This window comes from Paenibacillus tuaregi, assembly GCF_900086655.1.
Classification (GTDB): domain Bacteria; phylum Bacillota; class Bacilli; order Paenibacillales; family Paenibacillaceae; genus Fontibacillus; species Fontibacillus tuaregi.
Map to the genome: position 1 here is coordinate 329308 of NZ_LT575476.1, position 25489 is coordinate 354796.

Annotated in this window: 22 protein-coding genes and 1 riboswitch; of the genes, 20 read left to right on the plus strand and 2 right to left on the minus strand. The window is 53.0% G+C overall.

Translation table 11 applies throughout. From position 1 onward, the window contains the following. Positions 1-2083, minus strand: a 2083-nt coding sequence (locus tag BN6628_RS01850; protein WP_068613445.1) for an ATP-dependent helicase, incomplete at its 3' end; no start/stop codon positions are given. Between the two features lie 328 nt (positions 2084-2411). Further along, a riboswitch (TPP riboswitch) is annotated at positions 2412-2521 on the plus strand. A gap of 192 nt (positions 2522-2713) precedes the next feature. Between BN6628_RS01850 and thiC the strand changes: the two genes are divergently transcribed. The 5 genes from thiC to BN6628_RS01875 all read left to right on the plus strand — a co-directional run bounded on the left by thiC (position 2714) and on the right by BN6628_RS01875 (position 12991). Further along, positions 2714-4483, plus strand: coding sequence for a phosphomethylpyrimidine synthase ThiC (gene thiC / locus BN6628_RS01855; RefSeq protein WP_068613448.1), 1770 nt, complete (start codon positions 2714-2716; stop codon positions 4481-4483). 305 nt (positions 4484-4788) lie between these two features. Continuing rightward, positions 4789-9207, plus strand: a complete 4419-nt coding sequence (locus BN6628_RS01860; RefSeq protein ID WP_068613451.1) for a M4 family metallopeptidase — start codon at positions 4789-4791, stop codon at positions 9205-9207. A 149-nt stretch (positions 9208-9356) separates the two neighbouring features. Beyond that, positions 9357-10478 carry a DUF2087 domain-containing protein gene (locus BN6628_RS01865; protein ID WP_392397622.1) on the plus strand — a complete coding sequence of 374 codons (1122 nt, stop codon included), beginning with the start codon at positions 9357-9359 and terminating at the stop codon, positions 10476-10478. Between the two features lie 337 nt (positions 10479-10815). Next, positions 10816-11070 carry a hypothetical protein gene (locus BN6628_RS01870; protein ID WP_068613458.1) on the plus strand — a complete coding sequence of 85 codons (255 nt, stop codon included), beginning with the start codon at positions 10816-10818 and terminating at the stop codon, positions 11068-11070. A 451-nt stretch (positions 11071-11521) separates the two neighbouring features. Continuing rightward, positions 11522-12991 (plus strand): sensor histidine kinase, encoded by a 1470-nt coding sequence (locus BN6628_RS01875; RefSeq protein ID WP_157692450.1) that lies wholly within the window; start codon positions 11522-11524, stop codon positions 12989-12991. Here the strand turns inward: BN6628_RS01875 and BN6628_RS01880 are convergent. After that, complete coding sequence (locus tag BN6628_RS01880; protein WP_068613463.1) at positions 12960-13565, minus strand: response regulator transcription factor; 606 nt, start codon at positions 13563-13565, stop codon at positions 12960-12962. The genes BN6628_RS01875 and BN6628_RS01880 overlap by 32 nt on opposite strands. A gap of 268 nt (positions 13566-13833) precedes the next feature. On the opposite strand from BN6628_RS01880, the gene BN6628_RS01885 reads away from it, so the two are divergent. From BN6628_RS01885 to BN6628_RS01955, 15 genes are all read left to right on the plus strand, one after another. Then, positions 13834-14307, plus strand: coding sequence for a hypothetical protein (locus tag BN6628_RS01885; RefSeq protein ID WP_068613466.1), 474 nt, complete (start codon positions 13834-13836; stop codon positions 14305-14307). A 1-nt stretch (position 14308) separates the two neighbouring features. Further along, complete coding sequence (locus BN6628_RS01890) at positions 14309-15364, plus strand: phage tail sheath subtilisin-like domain-containing protein (RefSeq protein ID WP_068613469.1); 1056 nt, start codon at positions 14309-14311, stop codon at positions 15362-15364. A 293-nt stretch (positions 15365-15657) separates the two neighbouring features. After that, a complete protein-coding gene (locus BN6628_RS01895) occupies positions 15658-16092 on the plus strand; it encodes a phage tail tube protein (protein ID WP_316245785.1) in 435 nt (144 codons plus the stop codon). A gap of 147 nt (positions 16093-16239) precedes the next feature. Further along, positions 16240-16638: a phage tail assembly chaperone gene (locus BN6628_RS01900; protein ID WP_068613475.1), complete on the plus strand. Its 399-nt coding sequence runs from the start codon at positions 16240-16242 to the stop codon at positions 16636-16638. A gap of 26 nt (positions 16639-16664) precedes the next feature. Further along, positions 16665-16829 (plus strand): hypothetical protein, encoded by a 165-nt coding sequence (locus BN6628_RS01905; RefSeq protein ID WP_204249253.1) that lies wholly within the window; start codon positions 16665-16667, stop codon positions 16827-16829. Between the two features lie 26 nt (positions 16830-16855). Beyond that, positions 16856-18961 (plus strand): phage tail tape measure protein, encoded by a 2106-nt coding sequence (locus BN6628_RS01910; RefSeq protein WP_068613480.1) that lies wholly within the window; start codon positions 16856-16858, stop codon positions 18959-18961. Continuing rightward, a complete protein-coding gene (locus BN6628_RS01915) occupies positions 18961-19620 on the plus strand; it encodes a LysM peptidoglycan-binding domain-containing protein (protein ID WP_068613483.1) in 660 nt (219 codons plus the stop codon). Before BN6628_RS01910 ends, BN6628_RS01915 begins: the two co-directional genes overlap by 1 nt. Then, on the plus strand, positions 19617-20627 hold the full coding sequence (locus BN6628_RS01920) for an XkdQ/YqbQ family protein (protein WP_068613487.1): 1011 nt from the start codon (positions 19617-19619) through the stop codon (positions 20625-20627). Before BN6628_RS01915 ends, BN6628_RS01920 begins: the two co-directional genes overlap by 4 nt. Positions 20628-20630: 3 nt before the next feature. After that, positions 20631-21116, plus strand: coding sequence for a DUF2577 family protein (locus BN6628_RS01925; RefSeq protein WP_068613490.1), 486 nt, complete (start codon positions 20631-20633; stop codon positions 21114-21116). Further along, positions 21116-21529, plus strand: a complete 414-nt coding sequence (locus BN6628_RS01930) for a DUF2634 domain-containing protein (RefSeq protein ID WP_068613492.1) — start codon at positions 21116-21118, stop codon at positions 21527-21529. The genes BN6628_RS01925 and BN6628_RS01930 overlap by 1 nt, the downstream gene beginning before the upstream one ends. Positions 21530-21531: 2 nt before the next feature. Further along, a complete protein-coding gene (locus BN6628_RS01935; protein ID WP_235847554.1) occupies positions 21532-22593 on the plus strand; it encodes a baseplate J/gp47 family protein in 1062 nt (353 codons plus the stop codon). Then, complete coding sequence (locus tag BN6628_RS01940) at positions 22583-23170, plus strand: YmfQ family protein (protein ID WP_235847555.1); 588 nt, start codon at positions 22583-22585, stop codon at positions 23168-23170. The genes BN6628_RS01935 and BN6628_RS01940 overlap by 11 nt, the downstream gene beginning before the upstream one ends. Before the next feature lies 1 nt (position 23171). After that, positions 23172-24647, plus strand: a complete 1476-nt coding sequence (locus tag BN6628_RS01945; protein WP_068613496.1) for a discoidin domain-containing protein — start codon at positions 23172-23174, stop codon at positions 24645-24647. Further along, complete coding sequence (locus BN6628_RS01950) at positions 24640-25080, plus strand: hypothetical protein (protein ID WP_068613500.1); 441 nt, start codon at positions 24640-24642, stop codon at positions 25078-25080. Before BN6628_RS01945 ends, BN6628_RS01950 begins: the two co-directional genes overlap by 8 nt. Then, the gene (locus tag BN6628_RS01955; protein WP_068613503.1) at positions 25070-25402 is read left to right on the plus strand and encodes a hypothetical protein; all 333 of its coding nucleotides are present in this window, start codon (positions 25070-25072) and stop codon (positions 25400-25402) included. The genes BN6628_RS01950 and BN6628_RS01955 overlap by 11 nt, the downstream gene beginning before the upstream one ends. The last annotated feature ends 87 nt before the right edge of the window (positions 25403-25489 follow it).

The window sequence follows — 25489 nt, forward strand, 5'->3', positions numbered from 1 at the left end:
CCGCCAAGGCGCCTTCGGCTGCGTCGCCGCCGAAGGCCGAGAGCAGAAAGCGGGAGACGGCCGCTTTCTTGCCGCGGTACTTCGCGGGGGAGCTTATGATCAGCTCCTCCTTGGCGCGGGTGATCGCGACGTAAGCGAGCCGCCGCTCCTCTTCAAGGGCTGCTGCGCTTTTGCCCGCTCCGCCCGCCTCAGGATAGGCGGTATCGTTCATCCGGTCGGCCTCGATGGCCGAGCTGTGCGGGAGACTGCCTTCGATGGCTCCGATCAGCATAACGACCGGGAATTCGAGTCCCTTGGAGCGATGAATGGTCATCAGGGCCACGCGGTCTCCCTGCTCCTGGGATTTGTCGGCGCTCCGCTCCCGGCTTTTCTGAATCACATCGCTAATAAAGCCAAGGAAGCTTGCCACCGTGTCGAACCGTTCTGCCGAAGCCTCCAACTCGTCCAGCATTTCCTTGATCATTTCCTTGTGCTGGGTCAGCAGCTTGCGCTCATCCGCTTCCACATAGGCGTTGTAGAATTTCTCGCGCATCATTGCGATAGCAGCTGCAGGACGCATGGAGGACAAGCTTCGGATCAGTTGAAGCCTGTCTTTGATTTTGGCGAGCTGAAAGTCCTTCAAGCCGGATAGGGTTAGCAGATGAACAAGCGGCCCTTTCTTGGCCCGCTGGGATTCCTGCTGCACAATATGGGACATGCCGCGCTCCCGATTGATGTAGAGCGTAGGCAGCACACTTTCCATGGCTGTAAAGTCCCTGCGGTTCAGCCCCAGCCTTAGATGGTCCACCAGCGGAAGAACCAGGGCGTTCTCATAGAGCAGCTGGCCATCCCCGTATTCAATGTACGGGATCTCCCGGATCATCAGCTGCTCCAGGATAGCCCGATTGTTGCTGGATGATCTGTAGAGGATGGCGTAGTCGCCGTAGGACCGTTTTCCAGTGAGAACCTCATGTTCAATCCGGTCGAGCGCATGGCGGGCTTCCTCGTCACTCGACAGCGGGCGGGTGTACACCGGGCTGCCTGCGCCGGATTTGGCGGCTCGCAGAGTTTTGCTGCGGCGCAGTTTGTTATGCCGGATTACTTCATTGCCGAGACCAACGATCCGCGCTCCCGAGCGGTAATTAATATCCAAGGTAATCACCTTGGCGGAAGGATACGTCTGTTCAAATTTTAAAATATACTCGCTGCGCGCCCCGTTGAAGGAGTAGATCGTCTGGTCGTCGTCTCCCACCACCATGAGATGGTTCTGCGGGGCGGCAATCATTTTTACCAGCTCATATTGAAGGTGGTTCGTATCCTGGAACTCATCTACCATGATATAGCGGAACCGGTCCTGCAGTGTCTTTAGCAGAGCGGGATTATTCTTGAGCATGCGATAAGCCAGGATCAGGACATCATCGAAATCCATTTTCTCGTGATCCAGCTTCCACTGTTCATATTGGAGGAGAATCCGTTTGATCTCCCGTTCGGTGACACTGTCTTCAGGTATATCCTGAATGTCGGTTAGACTCGTTTTGTAGGAGGAGAGGACGGATAACAGCGTCTCCGGCTGATAGGCGTCCTGCAGTCCCATCTCCCGCATAATCTGTTTTAATAAAATATGCTGTCTGCGCATTTCGTTCCAGATTTCCAGTTCATTTCCCTGTCTGCGGATCAATTGAAGGAAGAAGGAGTGGAAGGTTCTGGCCTGAAGCAGCCGGATATCGTGGGGGTGGATGCCCGGAAGAACCGCGATACGGTCTCTCATCTCCGCCGCAGCCTTGCTGGAGAAGGTCAGGAGCAGGATCTCCCTTGGGTCGACTCTTCTTACCGAGAGCAAATAGCCCGTCCGGCAGATAAGAACGGAGGTCTTGCCTGATCCGGCTCCGGCCAGCGTAAGCAGCGGCCCTTGAAAGTGCCGGACAGCAGAAATTTGCGGTGGATTCAGCAGAATACCGTTTGCTTCAAGCGTGCGGAAATAAGCCGCATCGGGTTCTCCTGGACCGACGATGTCACGGCTGGTCCGCTCGGCGGCGATCCGGGCTTCCGGTATGTTCCGGCGGGCCGCACCCGCGGGAAGTGTATTGTAAATGGATTCACCCATGTCATTCACCTTTATCTTTTTATTCAGCTTAAAAGCATACCTCTATTCTTCCAAACATACAATAGAAGAGGGCTGGGAAGAGAGGCGGGAAGCTAGCTGGGAAAATGGCCAGATAGAGAGTTGAAGGCGGGATTGCAGCAGCATCGGACTCTCAGTAACCTTAGTTTGCAGCAGTATTGACTTCCAGTTATCTTGGCTTGGCAGCAACACGGAATCTCTCAGTCACCGTAGCTTGAAGCAATACAGACCCTCAACCATCCCAGTTTGAAGCACTCCAGACTCTATCGTTGTAAATCTATCATAATTGGGTTAAGATGGTACCGACAACTGCATATCAAGCGGGAGCTCAAGGTTTGGGCTGAGAGGATAGGAATTCCACTATCGACCGTTATACCTGATCTGGGTAATGCCAGCGGAGGAATTGAAATGGACGAAGCTGTCCGCTTCAAGAGACCATTTATTTTATAAACACATGATTGTACCGGTACGATGCGCGTATATTCCGGCTCTGTAATGGGGCAGGATGCAGCAGCCATCCGGTGCTTCCAAGTGTGAAATAAGACCGGTCTTGTTTTGTCCATACACTCGCTTGGCCTTTCTCGGATACACAAAGAGGAGGCTTTTTTTGTTATGAGTAAAGAAACGATGCAGATTCAAACTTCTTCCCTTCCGGGCAGCCGCAAGGTATATATTGAGGGACCGCGCCCAGACATCCGTGTGCCGATGCGGGAGATTGCCCTTAGTCCAACTTCGGACAGCTATGGAAGTCATGAGAATGCACCAGTCCGTGTGTATGACACGAGCGGCCCTTATTCCGATACCGATGCGGTAACGGACATTACGAAGGGGCTGCCGCAGGGACGCCGCTCCTGGATTCTGGAACGTGGTGATGTGGAGGAGTATGAAGGACGGCAGATCAAGCCGGAGGACAACGGTTATCTGGAAAATGATCCAAGAGCCAATATGCAGCAGTTCCCTTCAAACGGACAACGTCCGCTGCGGGCAAAGCCGGGACGCAACGTCACCCAGATGCATTACGCCCGCCAAGGGATCATCACCCCGGAGATGCAGTATATCGCCATCCGCGAGAATGTCTCCGCAGAATTTGTCCGGGACGAGGTCGCTCGCGGCCGCGCCATCATTCCAAGCAATATCAATCACCCGGAGAGTGAGCCGATGATTATCGGGCGTAATTTCCTGGTGAAGATCAATGCGAACATCGGGAACTCCGCGGTGGGTTCTTCTATAAAGGAGGAAGTGGAGAAGATGACCTGGGCGACCAGGTGGGGGGCGGATACGATCATGGATCTGTCCACCGGCAAGAACATTCATACTACCCGCGAGTGGATTGTCCGTAATTCTCCTGTTCCGATCGGCACAGTACCGATCTACCAGGCGCTGGAGAAGGTGAACGGCAAGGCGGAAGACCTCTCTTGGGAGGTGTACCGGGATACCTTGATTGAGCAGGCCGAACAGGGCGTGGACTATTTCACCATTCATGCGGGTGTGCTTCTTCGCTATGTTCCGCTTACTGCCAAACGGCTGACAGGCATTGTCTCCCGTGGCGGTTCTATTATGGCGGCGTGGTGTCTGGCCCATCATGAGGAGAACTTCCTGTATACCCACTTCGAGGAAATCTGCGAAATTATGAAAGCCTATGATATCGCATTCTCCCTTGGGGACGGCTTGCGTCCGGGATGTATCGCGGATGCGAATGATGAAGCCCAGTTCGCGGAGCTGGAGACGCTTGGCGAGCTGACCCAAATCGCCTGGAAGCATGACGTGCAGGTCATGATCGAGGGGCCAGGGCATGTGCCGATGCATCAGATTAAGGAGAACATGGATAAGCAGCTGGAAATCTGTGACGAGGCCCCTTTCTATACGCTTGGACCGCTGACCACAGATATTGCCCCGGGTTATGATCATATTACTTCGGCCATCGGCGCAGCCATGATCGGATGGTTCGGCACCGCGATGCTCTGTTATGTCACGCCAAAGGAGCATCTGGGACTGCCTAATAAGGAGGATGTGCGGGAAGGCGTAATCACGTACAAAATCGCTGCCCATGCCGCCGACCTGGCCAAAGGCCATCCGGGAGCTCAAGACAGAGATAATGCGCTATCCAAAGCACGATTTGAATTCCGGTGGAGAGATCAGTTCCATCTGTCGCTTGATCCGGAGCGGGCGATGGAGTACCACGATGAGACGCTCCCCGCTGAAGGGGCCAAGACGGCGCATTTCTGCTCCATGTGTGGTCCGAAATTCTGCAGCATGCGGATCACCCAGGATATCCGCCAGTATGCGAGGGAGAATGGACTGGACAGCGAAGCAGCGATTCAGGAAGGGATGGAATTGAAGTCCAAGGAGTTTAAGGAAGCTGGAAGTGTGATCTACAAATAATAGATTTTAATGTAGTATAGTAGAGATAGAACAAGCCCGAGATAGGTTAATGAATGGTACGAGACGTAAGCGCCGGAAGCTAGTCTGCAAGGCGCTGCGTCTTAGGAATGCTGTTCATCCAGGCTCGGGCTTTATATTTTTTTGATGATGTCGAATTATGAAGTTTATTGTCGATGTTTCTACAAAAATATGGTTAAACACCCGATATAACCATTGATAGGCACTTTAGTCTGCTATAGCAATATAAGTTGAACTCAACTTATCGTCTATTAATCTATCAACAGGAAATAGGGGAGGTAGGGCGGTTGAGCAGCAATAGAATCCGCAAAATGTTGGTGGCCATGCTCTCTGTAGTCTGTATTACGAACGGGGCATGGGGGATAGGGGTTGTCCGGGTCTCAGCCCAGGCAGAGGCCTACTCTCTGCAAAATCCGGCGGAGGATGGAAGTAACAGGCAAAATTCTGCTGTTGACGATAAGTCCCGTATTTATAAAGATATCACTTCGCCTCGTCTTGGCAGCGACAGCTCAGTTATGAGCTTCCTGGACGAGAACAAGGAGCTTACTCAGCTGTCGGACCCGCAGCGCAACTTGCGGCTTCTTAGCAAGAAAAAGGATAAAGCACAGATGACCCATTTCCTGTATCAGCAGCAGGTTCAGGGCATTCCAGTGTATGGCAAGTATGTTCGCGTCCATCTGGATGAGAATCAGCAGGTTGAGGAGGTGGCCAGCCGAACAGAATCGGAGAACGAGGTAATGCCGGACGATCTGACGGCTGCCATCAGCTCCGGGCAGGCTATTGCCGCGATGAAAGGCTGGGTTGAGGACAAGGAGGGGACATCCATCAGCTGGGGAACCGGCTCGTCTGCTTCCGGGCAGATGATGCTGAATATCTCCGGGCCCTCAGCCAAGCTGATGATTTACCCGGTGAATGAGGTCTATCGCCTCGTTTATGAGGTGAACTTGATGTACCTTATCCCCCATCCGGGCAAGTGGACCGGATATGTGGATGCCAACACCGGGGAAGTCATTAACGGGTACAGCACCACCTATCAGGCAAGAAGCATGAATCCGGCCAATGAGGCGGCGGGATCAGGTGTAGGGTACAATCTGGACACGAAATCATTGAATATTTATAAAGATCCACAGAGTGGTAAGTACCAATTGTCGGATATTACCAAAATCATGTGGCAGCGGTATACCGATACGGACCGGGGGATCTTCACGACTGCATACAGTGGGACCGATGCTCAAGGCGGGATTTACTACAACAATGTAGTAAGTTCCGGTACTTCCTTCTCGGATCGGCAGGCGGTGGATGCCCATTATAACGCAGGCAAGGTTTATGATTATTATTTGAACAAGTTCGGAAGGGACAGCATTAATGGAGCGGGAGGCTCCATTACTTCCGTCGTTCACATTCCTGATCTGTGGAGCAGCTCGAACTACGGGGGGCGCTGGGATAACGCGGCCTGGTTCGGTGGTTATATGCTGTACGGCGATGGCAGCGGATCATCCCGGGGCGGCTTTGACTGCCTGTCCTGCGGTCTTGATGTAGTCGCCCACGAAATGACTCACGGAGTGACGGAGCAGACTGCGAACTTGGCCTACCAGAACCAATCTGGAGCATTGAATGAATCCTTCTCGGATCTGATGGGCGCCTTAATTGAATCCGATGTGGACAAGCAGGATACGAAGTGGTGGCTGATTGGCGAAGACCTTAGATCAGACGGCCGGGCACTGCGCAGCTTGAAGAACCCATCTGATACCGCCCTGCTGTCTCCGCAGCCGGGGAATATGAAGAATTACGTGGTGCTTCCGAATGATGACAGCCATGATAATGGCGGTGTTCATACCAACAGCGGTATTCCGAATCATGCAGGCTACTTGATGGTAGCCAATTTGGAGCCTCATCTGGGTACCGCTGGGGCTAAGGATGCGGTGGCTTCCATGGCTTACGATGTGCTGACCAATTATTTGGTGAGCAACTCGGATTTCCGGGATGCGGCCAACGGATATGAGAGTGCCGCACAGAATTATGTGAAGGCTCACCCTGAGTACCAGGCTTTGCGACAACAAATTATTCAGGCTGTGACCGGAGCGTGGAATGCCGTGGGAATTCAGACCGCCGACACGGCGGCTCCTGCTTTCGTAGCAGGTTATCCGAAGGCGGGTGTGGTAGCAGACATATCGGCCCAGGTGCTGGTGAAAGTCGATGAGGCCGCGAAGGTGTACGCCAAGGTGCAGCCGGCTTCTGGCGCCGCTCCAACGGTACAGGAGATAAGGCAGTCCGGGTCGGCGGATGCTTCCGCGAATACAGAGGTCACACTTACCTTCGGTGATCTCAAGCCGAATACAGCTTATGCGGTCTATCTTGCGGCTGTGGATACAACAGGGAATGTGAACAGCCTGCCAGAGCGGGTTGTCTTTACGACCAAGGAGCAGGTGCAGCCTTCGGATACGGCTCCGCCTGTATTTGCACCCGGTTATCCGAAGGTGGACGTGGTCACGGATACCTCCGTCCGGCTGCTGGTTAAGACGGATGAGAATGCTGCTGTTTACGCCCTGCCAGTAGCGGAGGGAGAGGCGAAACCAACGGTACAGAAGCTGCAGGAGATGACCCCGGTAACTATTGCGGGAGGCGTTGAATCCGCTCTGTATATGGACAAGCTGCTGCCGGATCAGAACTATATGATCTATCTGATCGCCAAGGATTCAGCCGGCAATGCCCAAGCTGTTGTAACCGGAGTGCCGGTTCACACCGTACCTTCCTACACGGGCGCACCTGTGCTGTCGGTTCTTCAGCCTGTGATTGAAGAGGACCTGACCAATGAGGGGACCGTGTCCAAGACGGAGTCCGTATATGTGGACCACGGAACCTTTGTGCAGGATATGACCGGGGGAGTGGTGCTGGAGGGGCTGCCGGCAGGACTTGGCTATGAGGTCATGCGCAGCAGTGACCAGCTGCTCTTGATCCGGTTCACCGGCACAGCCGCAAGCCATACGAATGCTGATGATGCGGTCGTTACGATTAAGATTAAGGCCGGATATATTGCCGGTGTTGATAAAGATCTAACAGCGGGGACCTTCCTTCTGGACTTTAATGATCCGGTTCAGGCTCCGGGGAACTCCTCTGGGGGAGGTTCCACAGGGGGGACGGCCCCGGATAATGGTAGCGGCTCCTCTGGCGGATCTTCCGGTGGTGGCAGCTCTGGCAGCTCCGGCAGCGGAGACGGATCTTCAGGAGGCAGCGGCTCAGGAGGCACTTCAGGAGACACTTCAGGCGGCAGCAGCCCGGGCGGCTCCTACGGTGGAAGCACCGGGGGGACTGACAGCGGCAGCCCAGGCAGCGGCTCAGCCGGTGGAGGTGGCGCCTCAGGGGGAGGGGGCAGCAGCTCTGGCGGAGCAGGTGGTGGCGGCGGTGTTCCTGCGCCGACCCCTCCGGCAGTACCTGAGACCCCAGATTCCCCTGAGGGAACAGGCACGTTTAACAGTACCGCAGCAGGCTTCGAATACGTGCCGGCCACTGGTGAAGTGAAGACCAGCCAGGTGAATGGGCACCAGCAGGCAGTGGTGGATGTGAGTGCAGATACGGCAAGCCGCGCGGTCAGCCGGATGTCTTCCGGGGCCGCTGTCTGGCAGGTCCGTCTGAACGATAGCGCGGACACCTGGAAGATCACCTATCCGGCGGATGTGCTCCATCAGGCGGCGGGGCTGGCTGGGGCTGTAGCCGAGCTGATTACTCCTGTCGGAAGCTTCGACCTGCCGTTATCGGTTCTTAACCAGAGTGCAGTTAAGGAACGGACTGGCAGCTCTGGAGCCGGCTGGCGGGTGGAAGTGACGATTAGCCAGGCCGATGCTTCCCAGAGCTCGCTATGGAACGCGGCAGTCTCCCGAGCGGCTGCAGGGAACCTGATCCGCCCGGTTGAATACGAGGTAGCGTTGACGAACGAGGTGCAGAAATTTGTCCTGCAGGACTTCGGACGTGAGTATGCCTCCCGTACGATTGATCTGCCAGCGGGAACAAATGTGCAGCGATGGTCTGCCGTAACACTGGATGCGGACGGACAGCTTGTGTTTGTGCCAGCTGTTCTGATGAAGAACAGTGAGGGGTATTCTGTACGGATTCTAACAACCCATGCAAGTCTATATGGGATAGTATCAAGCGGGAAATCCTTCAACGATCTGACCGGACACTGGGCACGCAGTGACATTGAACTGCTGGCTTCGAAATTGCTGGTCAAAGGGACTACCGCAGAGAAATTCGCCCCGAACCAGCGGATTACCCGTGCCGAATTCGCCGCATTGCTGGTCCGGTCTCTGGGACTGCCGCTGGATAGAATGAGTTCAAGCTTCCGCGACGTGAAGACCGGCGTCTGGTACACCGCTCCGATTGAAGCGGCATACCAGTCAGGGCTGATTAAAGGCACAGGGGGCGGTTTGTTCCAGCCGAACGCGGCGGTAACCCGTGAAGAAATGGCGGCGATGCTGAGCTCGGCTATGAACCTGCTCAATAAACAGGCTCCGGCTGGCGGGAATGGAATCAACGTATTCAAGGACAAGGGCTCCGTATCTGCCTGGGCGGTTTCTTCTGTGGATTCCGCTGCAAAGGCCGGGCTGCTTCAAGGCAGCGGAGGACTGTTTAGACCGGGTGCACCGTCCACCCGGGCAGAGGCTTCCGTGGTGCTTAAGCGGCTGCTGGTATTTGAACAGCTGATGAATTGAGATAGAGAGAATTTATTAAGGCCGCGCCTGGTCATCAACAGGCGCGGCCTTTTTGCCTGGATAGGCAGTAATGCTGCAACATAGATTGACATAAATTAGACAAGATAATAAAATGCCTATTAATAAACAAACGAAATGAGTTGATGTTCGTGGTTGATTCGGAATTGATCTGGAATGCTACCTTGGCGGAGCTGGAGCGGGGTTACATGGAGAAGGAGGACCATTTCGTATGTATCTGCTGCGGACGCTGCTTTGAGAAGGGAATTATTTATCCGGAGGATGATGTTCTCTATGAGTCGGAGAAATATGTCCGCGTACATATCAGGAAGAAGCATGGCTCCCCCTTTGAATATCTGATTGGCTTGGACAAGAGCTACACGGGCTTATCCGGGATTCAGAGCAACCTGCTGAAGCTGTTCTATCAGGGGAAGAGTGACAAGGAAGTGCAGCAGGAACTCGGCATTGGCAGCACCTCCACCGTTCGCAATCACCGTTTCGTGCTTAAGGAGAAGGAACGGCAGGCCAAAGTATTCCTCGCGGTGATGGAGCTGCTGCGGACAAGGGATAAGCATGCTCCCGCCCCGCTTAAGATTCAGACCGGCAGCAGCAAGGATGACCGATACCGGATTACGGAGACCGAACGGGACAAGGTGCTGGACAAATATTTCCCACAGGGTACGGATGGCCCTTTGAAGAGCTTCTCCATGCGTGAGAAGCAGAAGCTGATTATTCTTAACGAGCTGTCCAAGCGGTTCGAGCCGGGGAGAAGATACAGTGAGAAGGAAGTCAACGGGATTCTGGAGACGGCTTTTGAGGACTATGCGAAGCTGCGCCGTTATTTGATTGAGTATGGGTTTATGAACAGATTGCCGGATGGAAGCGAGTATTGGCTCGCCGGTCCGGCCTCGGAACAGGGGGAGAATGGAATGGATCGTAAGCAAGAGCTCAAGATGCTCGCCAAGGAAATCAAGATCGAAGCGGGAGTATACCAAATCAGGAACAAGAAGAACGGCAAAATCTACTTGGACAGCACGCCCAATTTGAAGACAGTCAACGGTCAGGAGTTTTCCTTAAATATGGGTTCTCATATGTGCAAAGAGCTTCAGAAGGAATGGACGGAGATGGGTAAGGAGAACTTCGTGATCGAGGTGCTTGAGACTGTGAAGGAGAAAGAGGGCGTCCGGCTGGATATGAAGGACACGCTTAAGAAAATGAAAGAGAAGTGGATGAACGAACTTCAGCCTTATGGGGAGAAGGGTTATATGAAGTAATTGGTTCTATAATTTAAGGGGGAAGGAACTAACGGATATACACCTGTGTGGTGTTAACTAAGAAAGCGGCATACTAATAGGAACAGAACAGCCGCTGACACAGTCCTTTTGGAAATTGTCCTCAAGAGAAGGGGATATCCTTACCTCAGTACAAAGCCACCCATTCCACTTTTTTGGCGGGGGGAATGTTTGATCAAGTCATTGCGGGGCTTGACTTAAATTAGTCGAAAGTTTTGGGATTTATTTGTTATATTTTGGATTTTGCTGAGAAAGTGTGTATATTATATGTAACATAACAGACTGTGATATTTTATGAGATTTAGAAGTGCTGCCTTTTATGGATCAGTTCATTAAAAGGGGATATAACCCAAAATCAGTTATATCGCTTGTGCTGGGCATACTCTCTCTAGTCATCCCATTTTTCGGTTTGCTATTAGGAATGGTTGCAGTGGTCGTTGCTAATTCAGTACTTAGAAACAATAATGCTGGATATGGCGCGGACAATGGATTAGCTATGGCAGGAAAAATCTGTGGTGTTCTAACAACTTTATTTTATGCTTTATTACTTTTGTACTATGTACTATATTTCTAATCACTTCTCCTACCTGTAACTACATAATTTAGATAACATCAGACCTCATATCCCAAAGACGCTTTCAAGCACGTTTCGTAGTATTGAAAGCGTCTTGGCGTACCTATGAATAGTTCATCCGCTAGTACCCTTTGAATAACCTCATATACTTATATATTAATACTCTTAAAATTGCGCACTATATAGAATGAACTTTAGACTTAACCGATCTCAGCGGAGAGGCCGAGTGATTCTGAAGAAGCGGAGCGTCCGCCTTTGTCTTCGAAATGCCCCAGTGGATATCTAGTTCAAGCATTTCGGAGACAACAGCGGTCGTAAGAACACTCGGCATCGCAGCGCCCCGAATAGGGTAACTTTCATTACAGGCTAATTTGTGGCTGACTGAATAAGGGATTTAATGTATGATAAGGTAATTAATGAGTATAGATGGAAGGGGCTTGGGGGAAGCCGGATGAGGATTATTTATATTCTTATGTTTCTGTCGTTGTGGACGCTGGGTATCATTATTCTTGCGTCCCGAACAAGGAGCAATGTCTGGGTCGGGCTCACGGTCCTGCTAGGGGGATCGGCGAGCTTTGCCTTTTCCATGCATCTGTCGATTATGCCCTTCATTCAGGGCGCGGCATGGCTGCATCCCGTCCTCAATGTGATTCTGTATGGGTCGACAGTGGTAGCCATGCATATTTATTTTTATCTGGTTCCCTATGTATTCTTCATGGGCGGTCTCTGGTTGAATGAAGGTTTGTCTTACCGGATCAAACTCATCTGCTCCCTCGTGCTGCTCCCCGGTCCCTTCATCATGATCTTCAACCATCTTGCCACCGAGCCTTGGAACGCCTTCAATCTAGCCTGGTTCAGATGGTGGGATGGCATGTATGTCCTGCTGGGCTGCATTGGATATTATGCGGCTTATTTCTTGGAAACGAACCCCGAGCGTAGGCGGAGTCTGAAGCGGGCCATGCTTATATTCCCTACCGTAATGGTGTGGGCCTTTACTTCGGACTATGTGAATTTTGATAACCTAAAGCTGGGTATGTGGTCTTTTCATCTAGAGAGCAATGGGATGTGGCAGGCGAATTTCATAGCTATTCTGGGGACAGTCGGGTTGATTCTCACTTACTCGATCCGCAACGGCTTTCTTGGCATTAAGCTAAGGATTGAACGCCAGCGGCTGGATCACTCGATACGGACCCTGACGATGGGGGTATCCATACTCAATCACTCGATCAAGAATGAGATACAGAAGATTGACTATTTGGCGGAGAAATGCAGCTCGCTTATCCGGTCAGGACAGTCCTCCCGGGCAGCGGGCACGATTGAACAGGTACATACGTTAACCAGACATCTGCTTCATATGGTGAACCGGATCAAAGAGAAGGCCGAGGATGTAGTTCTGGATGAGGAAGCACATGATATCGGGCAGCTGATGGAGTCGGTGCTTGATTCGGCCAAGACGTTAACGGAGAACAGGCCGGTTCAATTGTCAGCCCGGATTGAAGCGGAAGGAACCTTGGTATGTGATGCGGTTCATATCCGGGAGACCCTCTCTAATCTGATCCGTAATTCTCTGGATGCCCTTCCGGAGAGCGGAGGGGAAATAGTCCTTAGAACGGTTGCGGGAAGGAGGGAATTTAGGATTGAGGTTAGGGACAATGGTGCGGGTATTCCTAAAGAGCACTTGAGCAAGATCTTTGAACCCTTCTTTACCACCAAAAAGAATGCGCTTAACTACGGTTTGGGCCTATCCTACTGTTCCAGTGTGATGTCCAAACACGGGGGCAAAATGCTCGCGAGCGTTAATGAATACGGACCTGGAGTTACACTATCGCTGCACTTCCCCGGATTCAAATACAGACCTTTGGCCAGAGAAGTAAGACACTCCCGGGATGCTAGCCATCTGGATCATCCGCATCCATCTTAAAGTGAGTCAGCTTATTCTTGATGCTGCGCAATTGCGATTTGATCGTATTCGTTGATTTGTGCAGCTGTTCCGAGATCTGGCGCTTGCTCAGCCCGCTCCGGCGGAGGTCGAACACCTCGCGTTCCGAGGACGTCAGCTCCATGAGCTGAACCTCACTGCGCATAATGCGGGCAGCATCCGAATGGATCGCCGCGCGTCCGAGGTGGGCTTCACGTATAGCGTGCAGCATATCCTGCAGACTGGATTTGTTAATATAGTTCAGTGCGCCGAGTCTGAAGGACTTCATGACAACCTCGGCATCGGTAATTGACGTAAGCATGATGATCTTCACCTGGTCCTTGCCAGGCATCCGCAGAATTTGCTCCACGGCCTCGAGGCCATCCAGATTATTCTCGCTCAAATTAATATCCATCAGGATAATGTCAATATCCAGCCTGGAAGCCATTTCGATGGCTTCTTTTTTTGTTGCGGCTATCGCCGCAACCTCAATGTCGGGCTCGTCTGCCAAGTCGGCACTGATATTCTCCCTCCAGAATGGGTCGTCATCCACAAGCATAATCCGGATTACACTCACTCCACAATCCTCCCAGCCGTTCTCTACCAGATACTTACAAGTACATTCAGTATATCAATCCTCTGGGTCTTGCGATAGGGTGAAATGTTTTCACCCTTGGTGAAAAAAGTTCATCCTCCCCGGATCGCTTGAGCCGGCTCTATAATTCGTATTGCAGCTGCGGCAGCCGCGGTGGCATGAAGGTTGAAAGGGGGGGAGCCTAAGCCTAGGCCGCCTGAGTTAATCAGGGTGGCTAACAGGGATAAGTAAACGAAGGGGATGAAAGATCATGTCACTTGCCGAAGAGATTACCGGTATTGCGGAGGTTATTAAAGCCAAATTCCCGGATGCGGTGGTTCACTCCTATCAGGAGCCTGTGCCTGCCGAGCGGAAAAAAGGCCAGTTCGTCATCATGCTGAAGCAGGATATCCGCCGGGGCGAGAGCTTGTCCCAGACCTGGGTACAGCGACAGTATACGGTCGTTCATTATGGGGAGAACGCACGGCAAGCGGTAGTTGGCATGGACACGTTAAGCCGGTACGTGATGAACGAGCAGGTGTCTATTCCCGCTGCTGGTTCAGCAGGGAAAGCAATTAAGGCGGAATCTTTCACTTATGACAGCGCGGAAGAGCAGGAGAACGGCCTTGTCCGCTGCAGCGCGGTGCTTCAAATCCAGTACCGGGAGCCGGTGGCTGTGGAGACATTTACGAAGTTGAAGCGTGTGGAAGTCAGAATGCACAACAATTTGAAAGGTGGTCATTAATATGGGTGGAACATGGGATCCGATTACTCTGCCAGTCCGGCCGGGTCTTTATATTAATTTCGTGGAGGCCGCTGCGGCCCAGATCAAGGGAGGGGCCAGAGGCACCGTTGCGCTGCCGCTGTTCCAATATGGCACGGCTGAAGCAGGCAAGTTTTATACGATTGAGAAAGAGGTTGAGGCGGTAGAGAAGTTTGGGATCGCCAATGTGGCTCCTATTCGTCTTATTCTGCAAGGTGGAGCCAAAGAGGTGCTGGTCTACACAGTGCCCGCCGCACCAGCCAAGGCCAAGAGCGATGCAGAGGTGTATCTTGCGCTGAGAGATGCGTTTGAATCCCGCAACTTTAATGTATTTGTATTCCCGGGAGAGCTCTCGGCGGAGGAGCAGGACAACACTCGCAACTGGTGCATCCGCAATCGGGGGGAAGGTAAACACTTCCTCACCATCTTTGGTGGAACCGCAGCAGATGATCTGAATCCAGAGCTTGGGAACGCCCGGACAGACCGGCTTGCTGATGATTATGTGGTGAATTTGATTACTGGCGCCAGCATCAACGGCGAGCTGTACAGCTCTTCCCAATATGCACCGTATATTGCGGGCTTAATTGCCGGTACAGGAATTAATAAGTCGATCACGTATACTCCAGTACGCGCCACGGATGTGGTCAAGCGGCTGAAGAACAGTGAAGTGACCACAGCTCTTAAGAAAGGCTCACTGGTGCTTGTTCATGACGGGGAAAAGGTAAAGGTAGAGCAGGGGCTCGTTACCAGCAAGAAGAAAATTCGCGCCATCCGCGCACGGCAGGCGGTAGCAACTGATATTCCTAAGACGGCTGCGGACTCCTACATAGGCAAGCTGGATAACAATGCGGACGGTCAGGCTGCCCTAATTGCTGCCGTCAAGGCTTATCTGGAGCGTCTTGAGCTGAACAATGTGCTTACCGATATCGTGGTGGGACTTGACCCGGACCGCAAATCGGAAGGGGATAGCGTATTCCTGCTAATCAGCTTTACAGAGATTGACAGCATGGAACGGATTTTCCTGACGGTGAAGGTTTAGGAGCAGGAAGAGGAGCAGGAGACAGGAATAGGACCAGGAGCAGTCTATATAAATGAACTTTAGAATTAACCGATCTCAGCGGAGAGGCCGAGTGATTCTGAAGAAGCGGAGCGTCCGCCTTTGTCTCCGAAATGCCCTAGTGGATATCTAGTTCAAGCATTTCGGAGACAACAGCGGTCGTAAGAACACTCGGCATCGCAGCGCCGCATAAGGGCAACCTTCATAAGTTCATTTTATATAGCCGGAAATCAGGATTTGATCATATTCAGAACACTATTTAGGAGGGATTTATTTTGCTGGATGCAACCCGTGTAATTAATGGAACTTATGGATACGTGTATCACAACGGGCAGTGGCTGACCAATATCAAAACAGCCGAGGCGAATGTGGAAATCACAAAGGAGGAAATTAAACGTTCGGGTACCCGCTGGACCGCACACAAGGTTACGGGTCTAAACGGAACCGGAACGATCTCCGGTTACAAGGTGACGTCAGAGTTTGTGGAGCTGATCGGCCAGGTTGCCGATGACTCTAAGGGAACGTTTATTACTGAATTGATTCTGAAGCTGGAGGACCCGGAGTCTTATGGGGCTTATCGTGTCCGTCTTAAAGGGGTTATGTTCGACAAAATCCCGCTCGTTCACTTCGAAGTGGGCTCGCTGGTGGAAGAGGAGCTTCCGTTCAACTTCACCGGTTATGAACTGTTGGATGTTATTCATCCGGAATAGGCTGGCTTAACCGGCAGCCGGGCTTAGCAGACACCCCGGGTGCGGCTCTACAGGAGAGGTGCCGATCCGCCTTCTTGGTGTGTTGAGGCACCTCACCTGATCTGGCCCCGCCTAGGAACAAATAATCTATATAGAGGAGATGTAATTATGGCTCTTGCAGAAAACAGACAGAGCAGCGTGCTTCATGCCCTGCTAAGTATTGATAGCAAGCCGCAAAAGGATGTTCACATGAAGCGGCTTGGTGTGGATTTTCAAATTCAGGCGCTTGATGGAAAGACGATCAACCGGATTCAGGAGCAGTGCACCCATTATACAGGCAAAGGACAGAAGCGGGAGAAGGTGCTGGATGAAGAGCAGTTCGGCGCGCTGGTGATCCAGAAAGCCTGTCTGATTCCAGACTGGTCGGCCAAGGAGCTCATCGACAAGTACGGCACTCCGACTGAGGCGATTTTGGGCCTTCTGCTGGCGGGCGAAGTTGCGAAGCTGTCCACAGAGATTCTGGAGATCAGCGGCTTCGACAGCGACGACGATGAAATAAAAAACTGATCAAGGCGGGCGGCGAAGCCTTCCTCTTGCATTTGATCTTCCAGCGGCATCATATTCCGCCGGATGAAGTGTACAACAAGGAAGAAGGGGTCAAACGCTTCATGTACGCGTCGATGCTGCTTCAGCTGGAGGAGGAAGAGAAAGCGCAGAAGAGGGAAGAGCGGCTGGCCGCCCGCAGAAGAGGCGGATAAGCCGGATTGGCGGGAGGTGAAGATGCTTGAGCAATAATTTATCTAGTGCGGAGAAGCTGAGAACGCTGCTTGCGAAGATCACGGAAATGACAAACAATCTTTCAAAGCCGGGCGTGTACAGCAAGATCAGTGAGGGCTGGCAGAAGGCAGCGAAAGGCCCCGCTCTGGCCGCCGCCATGCAAATAGAGATGGTCCGCGGCGGGAAGCAGGCCGTTAAGAAGGCCTATGCCATCCGGGCCGAAGCCGCGAAGCAAGAGGCGGCGAAGGCAGCCAGGGCGGCAGCGGAACAGGCCGAAGCGATTGAAGCGGCTTCGATGAAGGCGGCGATCGCCGCGGCTGCATCGGGGAAGGGCCGCAAGGCTAAGCGCAAGCTGGAGCGGCTGCAGGCCATGCAGGAGGCGCGGGAGAAAGCCAGCGCCGCGGCCAAGGCAGCGCAAGCTGCAGCTGCGGCCCAGTCTGCGGCTCCGGCGGTAGCCCCGGAGAAGAAGGGGCTGATGGAGCGGATCAAGGGCCGGTTTAGCAAGAAGGAGCCGCTGAGCATTCGCGACCGGATTAAGACGAAGTTCGATAATCCGCCGGGTGCCCTGAAGCGTGGATATCAGAAACTGCGCAAGCCTCTTGGTAATGATCCGTTCCATGTTATGGCAGAGAAGAATAAAGGTGCCTTCTCCGCCGTAACCGGAACGGCAAGCAGCCTGTTCACACTGGTCAAGGACCAATCAATTGAAGCTGCCAAGAAGTACAGCGAGGCCTTTGGTGTGCTGCGTTCATCTTCAGGTGCTGCGTCGATGGATATGGATGCTCTGGTGGGCTCATTTAAAACGGTAGGCGGCCAGGTTCCGCAGAGCCTGACCGAGGTAGGCAAGGCGATGGGCATTCTGAACCGGGATGCCGGATTGACCGGCAAGAAGCTGGAGGGCATGACCAAGACGCTTCTGGATGCGTCGCGGCTTACCGGAACAGACAGCGCAGCCGCTGCAGAGTCGGCGGCCAAAGCGATGAGTGTATGGGGCATTGCGACGGATGACAGCAAGATGATGATGGAGAAGTTTTTTGCGGCGAGCCGGGCCGGTGACACCTCCATGGGGGATCTGATGAAGAAAATGGGTAAGTCCAGTGAGCCGCTGAAGCAGATGGGGGTGGGCTTCGACCAATCCATGGTACTTATGGCCAAATGGCAAAGCCAGGGGCTTACCCCGATCGAGGATGCCCTGAAGAAGGGGCTGCCTGCAGGCGGCATCTCGGCAGTAGCGGATAAAATACGCACCGCAGCTACAGAGACGGAAGCCGCCCGGATTGCCACGGAAACCTTTGGCGCCTCGGTTAGCGGAGACTTGGTGACTGCATTGCGCGGAGGCCAGGTGGAGTTCAAGGGCATCATGGATGCCATGAACGCGTCAGACGGCGGCATTCAGAAGCACGCCAGCTCGGTGGAGAGCTTCGGCGACCGGTTCGCCACGCTGCAGAACCGGATTACCCTGGCGCTGGCCCCGCTTGGCGAGGCGCTGATGCCATTCGGGGAAGCGATGGTCAGCGTGATTGAGTTCATTACGAATCAGGCGGATATCTTGGTGCCGGCTATTACTGGCATGGCTGCTGTGATCCTCGGCCTGTTGGCACCAGCCTTATGGGCGTCGGCGGTGGCGGGCTGGGCTGCGGTTGCCCCGTTCCTGCCAATTATCGCTGTAATAGCACTGGTCGGCGTAGCGATTGCGGGTCTGGCGTATCTGTTCAAATATCACATGCAGGGAATTCTGAATCTGGTGGAGTCCGTATCTACAGCAGTATCCTCGTTCTTTGGCAAATTCTTTGGGGAAGACAAAAGCGTGACGGCCACCATGAATGTCAAGCAGGGTGTCGCAGGGCAAGCGACCTCAGGCAGCGCGCCGCTCCAGAGCAATTACCACGGTCTCGACTATGTCCCTTATGACGGTATGCAAGCTCGGCTTCATAAAGGTGAGCGCATTATGACGGCTAGTGAGAACCGGGAGTACTCGGCTGCCTCCGGGGCAGGTGGTGGGGCCATCTCCATCACGGGCAACACATTTAACGTCCGGCAGGACTCGGATATTGATGCCATTGCCAGAGCCCTTGCCCGTGAAATTAAAAGTGCAGGAGGGCTGATGGCCTGATGGCGTCTCTAGAATTTTGGCTGTCCACGCTGGATATGGAGGAGCGGCTATGGCTGCCTGTGAATCCGGAGCAGATCTCGGTGAAGAGCTCGCATGGATACGAGGATGTGAAGGTGACCCAGTTAGGTGAATATACGGTCATCGGAGACCCGGAATTGAAGGTGTACTCCTTCTCCTCTTTCTTCCCACGCGATTATCATCCCGGCTACTGCGAATACGAAGATTTACAAGCCCCCTGGAAAACGGTAGAGCTGATCGAAGGCTGGATAGCGGCACGCCGTCCCATCCGGCTGAGCATCACGGGAGCGGAGATCAAGAAGCAGGTGACGATCCGGTCGTTCCAGTATAGTGAGCGGGCGGGGAGCCCGGGGGATGTGTATTACGATCTGGAGCTGAAGCAGTATGAGGAGGTTCAGTTCCGCCAGATTGAGAATACGGATCATGGTGCAGCGGTTGTTGTTGATCGGGACGTGAGACCTGACTCGCGCGTCCCGCCGAAGGCTTATGTGGTTATACCGGGGGATACGCTGTGGAAAATCTCTCAGCGTACACTTGGAAAGGGTGACCGCTGGAATGAGATCTACAATCTGAACCGGCAGACCATTGGGAAGAATCCGAATTCGATCTATCCCGGACAGAAGCTGGTGATTCCTTCATGAGCTGGAGTGTCGCTTATATCGAAGGCGGGGTACAGACGTTTCTCGATCCGATTGTGAAGTCGGTTAAGTGGTCTGGGGACAATAAGCAGGCTTCCCGGAAGCTGGTGGTGGAGATGTCCAATACCGCGGATATGCGCAGCCGTCTTCAAAGGCCCCAGAAGGGAAACGAGCTGAGGCTGATTTTGAATGAGAAGAAGGAGCTGTTCCGGGGTGTTATTTTCTCCGACCAGATTGATGCGCAGGGGCAGATGTCACTGACGGCGTATGACGAGAACATTTATTTGACGAAGAACAAGGACACCCGGATTTTTCGCGGGATGACAGCGTCTGCCGTGGTGAATAAGCTGTGTGGTGATTTCTCGATAGACACAGGGGAGATTAAGGATACCGGATTTGTCATTCCAAAGCTGGTGTTTCGGGACAAAACCTTGTTCGAAATGATGATCATGGCAATTAACGAGACCCGCAAACAGACAGGGGAGCAGTTCTATCTGACTTCCCGCAAAGGCAAGCTTCATCTTCTCCCCCGCAAGGAGCAGGAGGTAAAGTGGGTGCTTGAGAACGGGGTTAACATTCTGGGTGTCAGCTACTCCCAATCGATTGAGGAAATGAAGACCCAGATCAAGGTGGTTGGTGGCGACAGCAAGAAGAAGGAGCTGACAGCAAGTGCGATGGATGCCGGGCTGATTCAGCGCTTCGGCATCATGCAGCATCTGGAGAAGCCGGACCAGAGCATGACGAAATCCCAGATGGAGCAGCGGGCCAAGCAGCTTCTGGAGGATATGGGCACCATTGACGATGAGGCCCATGTTGAATGCCTGGGCATTGATGAGGTGGTATCCGGCTCTGCGGTGTACGTTAAGGAGTCGATGACAGGGATTCTGGGTGGGTACTATGTGTCCTCCGACGACCACTCTTTTGAGGGCGGGGTCCACAAAATGTCGCTGACGCTGTCGGCCACCGACGAGCTGCCGAAGATGGAATACAAGGAGTCTAAGGAGGTCTAGCCCATGGAGAGAATTGAAGGTTCAGGAGCAAGTCAGCTTGTTCAGTTAATCCGGGCGATCGGATATAACTCGGACGTCTCCATTGAGCTGGCAACAGTCACAAATGCTCCTCCTGAACTCAGGATTAAAGTGGATCATATGAACGTGGAATTGGAAAAGGATGACCTGATCGTTGCACAGTCACTGACGAAGCACAAGCGGACGGTCAATTTGAAGAGCAGTGGAGGCATGAAGCTCTCCGCAAGCAGTCCGCCCCTGCCAGCTCCGCCTACAGGTCTGAAGGTGGGCGTTACGATGGCTCAGATGCCGCCGGGTCCGCATGATCATCTCTTGTCCTTCACCAGTCTCGAATTGAAGGATGCGGATCAGACGGTGGAGGGAGCGGAGCTTGAATTCATAGACGAACTCAAGAAGGACGACCGGGTGGTGGTTGCAGGAATTCAGCAGGGGCAGACCTATATTATTTTGGACCGGGTGGTGATGTACTGATGGCATTGTCTCCGCTAAGAAAGCAAGAGGAGCGGTTTGTTCTTGTTCAACCGGAGCCGCGGTCTTCACGGACCTATGCCCTGGATTTCGATTCCGGAGAATTCACCGGGCATATGATTGACGGCATGGAAGCATTAAGACAATTCATCCGCAAGGCGATTATCACGGCCCGTTACCGCTATCTCATCTATAACGGCCAATACGGCTGCGAGCTCGATAGTCTGCTGGGACAGGACATATCCCAAGAACTGCTGAAGAGCGAAATTACCAGGGTGATTACAGAAGCCTTGATTTATGATGAGCGGATTGAGGCGGTAAGCCGCTTCCAGATCGTCCGCAAGGCGGATGAGCTGTATGTATCCTTTCAGGTGCAGACCCGTGATGGAATCATTGAACAGGAGGTGACAATCTAGCCGTGTATGAGAAAGAAACCAAGGATGTAATTCTGGATCGGATGCTCGCCCAGATTCCGGACGATATTGATAAGCGCCAGGGAGCAATCACCTATGATCTGCTCTCACCGGCAGCCATCGAGATGGCTCACGCTTACATAGAATTGGATAATGTTCTCCGTTTCGGCTTCGCCAGTCCGCAGCAGCCTTCAGAGTATCTTGAACGAAGGGCTGCGGAGCTTGGGCTTACCCGGAGACCAAGTGTCAAAGCACAAGGGACTCTGGAGTTCAGCGGGGATGATAATATTGTGATTCCTGCGGGAACGGCCGTTTCTACAGATGAAGAGCAAGCGGTTCTGTTCGTGACGACAAAGGCCGGTACAATGAAGTCTGGCAAGCTGCAGGTCCCTGCGGAGGCGGTTCTCGGCGGAAGCCGGGGCAATGTGGCTGCCCGTCAGATTAAGCTTGTACTTGGTAATCTGAGCGGAATTGTTGAGGTGACGAATAAGGAAGCCTTTGTGAACGGGGCAGATCTGGAGTCCGATGAGTCGCTGCTGGGCCGGTATCTGGATCGGGTGCGGAGACCCGCTACCAGTGGAAATGTCTGGCACTACAGACAGTGGGCACTTGAGGTGCCAGGAGTTGGCGATGTAAGGGTGTTTCCGGTGTGGAAAGGCAATGGGACCGTAAAGCTTGCCCTGCTGTCGGATGATAAGCGGGCACCGATTCCTGATATTGTGGAGAAGGTTCGGGTTGCGGTTGAGGAACGCAGGCCGGTAGGGGCCAAGGTTACCGTAAGTCCGGCGGAAGAAGTCAAAATTGAGGTTGCCGCCAGTCTTACCTTGCTGAGCGGCGCGTCGCTTGAGGAGGTCAAGATAAGGTTTGCGAAGGAGCTGACCGAATACTTGGCGGACTTGGCCTTCCGGGAGTCTATCATACGCCACAAGCGTGTGCTGGGACTGCTTTTGAATATCGAGTCTGTGATTGACTTTGATAGTCTGACCCTAAACGGAGTGGAAGGCAATCTGCAAATTGAGGATGACCATGTGGCTGTGCCCGGGGCGGTGAAATTCATTGTTACGTGAGATGCCGAGGGAGATTAAGCAGGATATGCAGGATTACCTGCCCAAGTATTATGCCGATTCCAAGATCGTCCAGCATCTGCTTGTGCAGGAGTCGGATGAGATCATGGAGTACCACAAGAAGGTACGGGATCTGCTTAACCAGTTCTTTGTGGAGACCGCGACATGGGGATTGTCCAGATGGGAGGCCATCTGTGGAATTCCTGTGTTGGAGAGCAAGCCTGAGGATCAGCGGCGTTCATTAATTAAGTCGAAGCTGCGCGGTTCCGGTACGGTTACCGTGCCTGTAATCAAGTCTGTGGTCGATTCATTTGAGAACGGGCAGATTGATGTGCAGGAGAATTTTGAAAAATATGAAGTTGTCATTACGTTCATCGGCACAAGAGGAATTCCGGCCAATCTGGACGATGTGAAAGCGGCGGTCCGGGAGATCGTACCCGCTCATTTGGGAATTAATTATCAATTCACCTATCTCCGGTGGGAAGAGCTGGATGAAGCCAAGCTGACTTGGGAGCAGCTTGAGGCGATGAACAAGAACTGGAACCAATTGGAGGTCTGGAAGCCTAAGAAGGGAGTGTGAAATGATGGGTAAACTGCCAAGTGGACTTAAGACGTTTGAGGCAACAGATACAGTTAGACGCATTGCACAAAATGAGAATATTGAAGCCACGGATGCCCTGTTCAGCGATACCAAGGGCCATCGCCATACCGGTAAGCCGGGCGACGCGCCCCAGATCGGCAAGGAGGGGCTGGCCGCCGGGGCGGTTACCAGTGACAAGGTAGCTGCGGGTGCAATCCTAAGTGACAAAATCGCGAAGAACTCCATTGAACGCCAGCATCTGCGTTCGGGAGGACTGAGCTCTAATATAGCCAAGTACAAATCCGTGACGATCACCGGAGGGGAGCTTAGTGGGGTGCCCACGACGCCTTATACCTTTCAGTGGGGGAGCAAGGGGGACAATCACCTGTGGTCGATCCCCAAAGAGGCCGCTCTGCCCCAGTCTATTACCATCTCACTGGGGAAGCTGCACAACCAGGTGGAGGGCATGTCCTTCGGCTCTTGGGTCGGCTCGGATATAAGCACCCTGCCTAAGGGCTTTAATATCGAAGTCAGCGCGGACGGGAATACATGGACACAGGTCTATACATTCAGCGGAGGAATGTATGAGCCGTTCAGCTTCATCCCGTTCACTAAAGCGATGGACGCAACCTATGTGAAGCTGACGGTCACCGCGCATGGAAGCTCGGCGAGGACGGTGCTGTCCTGCCTGTCCGTCTACAGCAGATTTCATGGCAGCGCTGGAGAAGACGCGCTCGAAGATATTCGGCCTTGGGGCGTGAATGCCCGCCTGCAGGGACTGAGCATTATAGCGGAGGGAAACGTAATCGACAACGGAAGCGGAGTGCTCACGCTGGAGAAGGAGATTATCGTCATGAACGGGCCGGCGGGGACTTATTTCCGCGTCAAGGCGGGCACCTATGCGATTCCGGATTGGGGGTACCTCTATGTGGATATTCCTTATGAGCATGCCATTACCGTCCAGCCATCGGTAGGACAGTGGAAGGAAGGGCTGCGCAGCTACGATAGCAAGGACCGGCTGGTGCTGGCCCAGCGTAACGGGAACAAGACCATTTACTTGAACGCCTCAGTGCAGTCCAGACTATCCGGGGATAGTCCACAGGCGGAGAAGGTGAACGGCATCTCCTTAAGATCAGATAAGGGAAACCTTCAATTTAACGATGGATCGGGGTGGAGAGGTGTGGGAATCAAAAAAGTACAGCGAGGTACTGGATTTTTACGCAGGGACCGAAGCATACCTGATGATACTAATTACAGGGAAATTATTATAGATCCTGTTGATGTCAGTAAAGCTTTTATTAATGTGCATTTTACTGGATTCCAGTCCCGGACTGAGCTGGGAAGCAACCGGTTAGAATACACGGTGACGGATCTTAATGCACGAATTATCGACTCGAACAAGATTGGTGTGCATTCCAGCTTAAGCTTCGAGTATGCCTACAACTTCTACTCGTGGGAGGTGATTGAATTTGCCTAATTATTATGCCCAGATTGATTCGAAGGGAAGGGTAGAGGGGCTCAGCGCACTGTCCGGCGAAGTTCAGTCCGAATTCCTGGTTCCGATTGACGAGAAGCTTTACGGGAATGAGAATCTGCTGTTCACCCGTTATGTGAAGGGAGAATTCACGGGTTATTTGGCTGAACTGAAGGCGGATAAGGAGTCCATCCCGGCGGACGGCACAGAAGATCTGACTGTTCATATTACAATCCATGACTGGAATGGGGAAGTTCACCGGGATTACCAAGAGCCCATTTCGATTGAGGTGGCTGGAATCCGGCAGCAGGTACAGTCTGTTAAGGGAACAGCCGAAATTACGATCAGCAGTGAAGAGCCTGGGGAGTTCAAGGTAAGGACACTTGGGCTTGACCGTGATGCTGAACTGAAGGTGGTGATACTTGATGTCAAGTAAAAAGGAGCAGCAGCTCAAGCCTGAACAGACTGAACGGACGGAGCAGACGGCTGCATCGATTTCAAGTGAGCATACCGGAAGCTCAGAGTCTGCTGCCAAGCCATCCATCCCTGGCAAGAAGCCGAGCCAGAAGAACCATTTCCATATTCCTGCAGACCCGATCAGGGTCAAAGCAGCGGAGATTCAGCTCCGCCAAGCCAAGCGGGTGCAGGGCCTTAGAGCCGAAGAGGTGTCCAACCAGGTTATCTATGAGATGCTCACTGATATTCTCGATAATCAGGCTATTCTGGATGCCAAGCTGCAGCGGCTGCTAAAAAAGTAAAATACTATACCTTCGGGTGCGCTCAATGGTTCGGCCTTTGGCCAGCCATTGTTGTGTATCAAAAGTTGGCTAATCCTTCGCATGTTA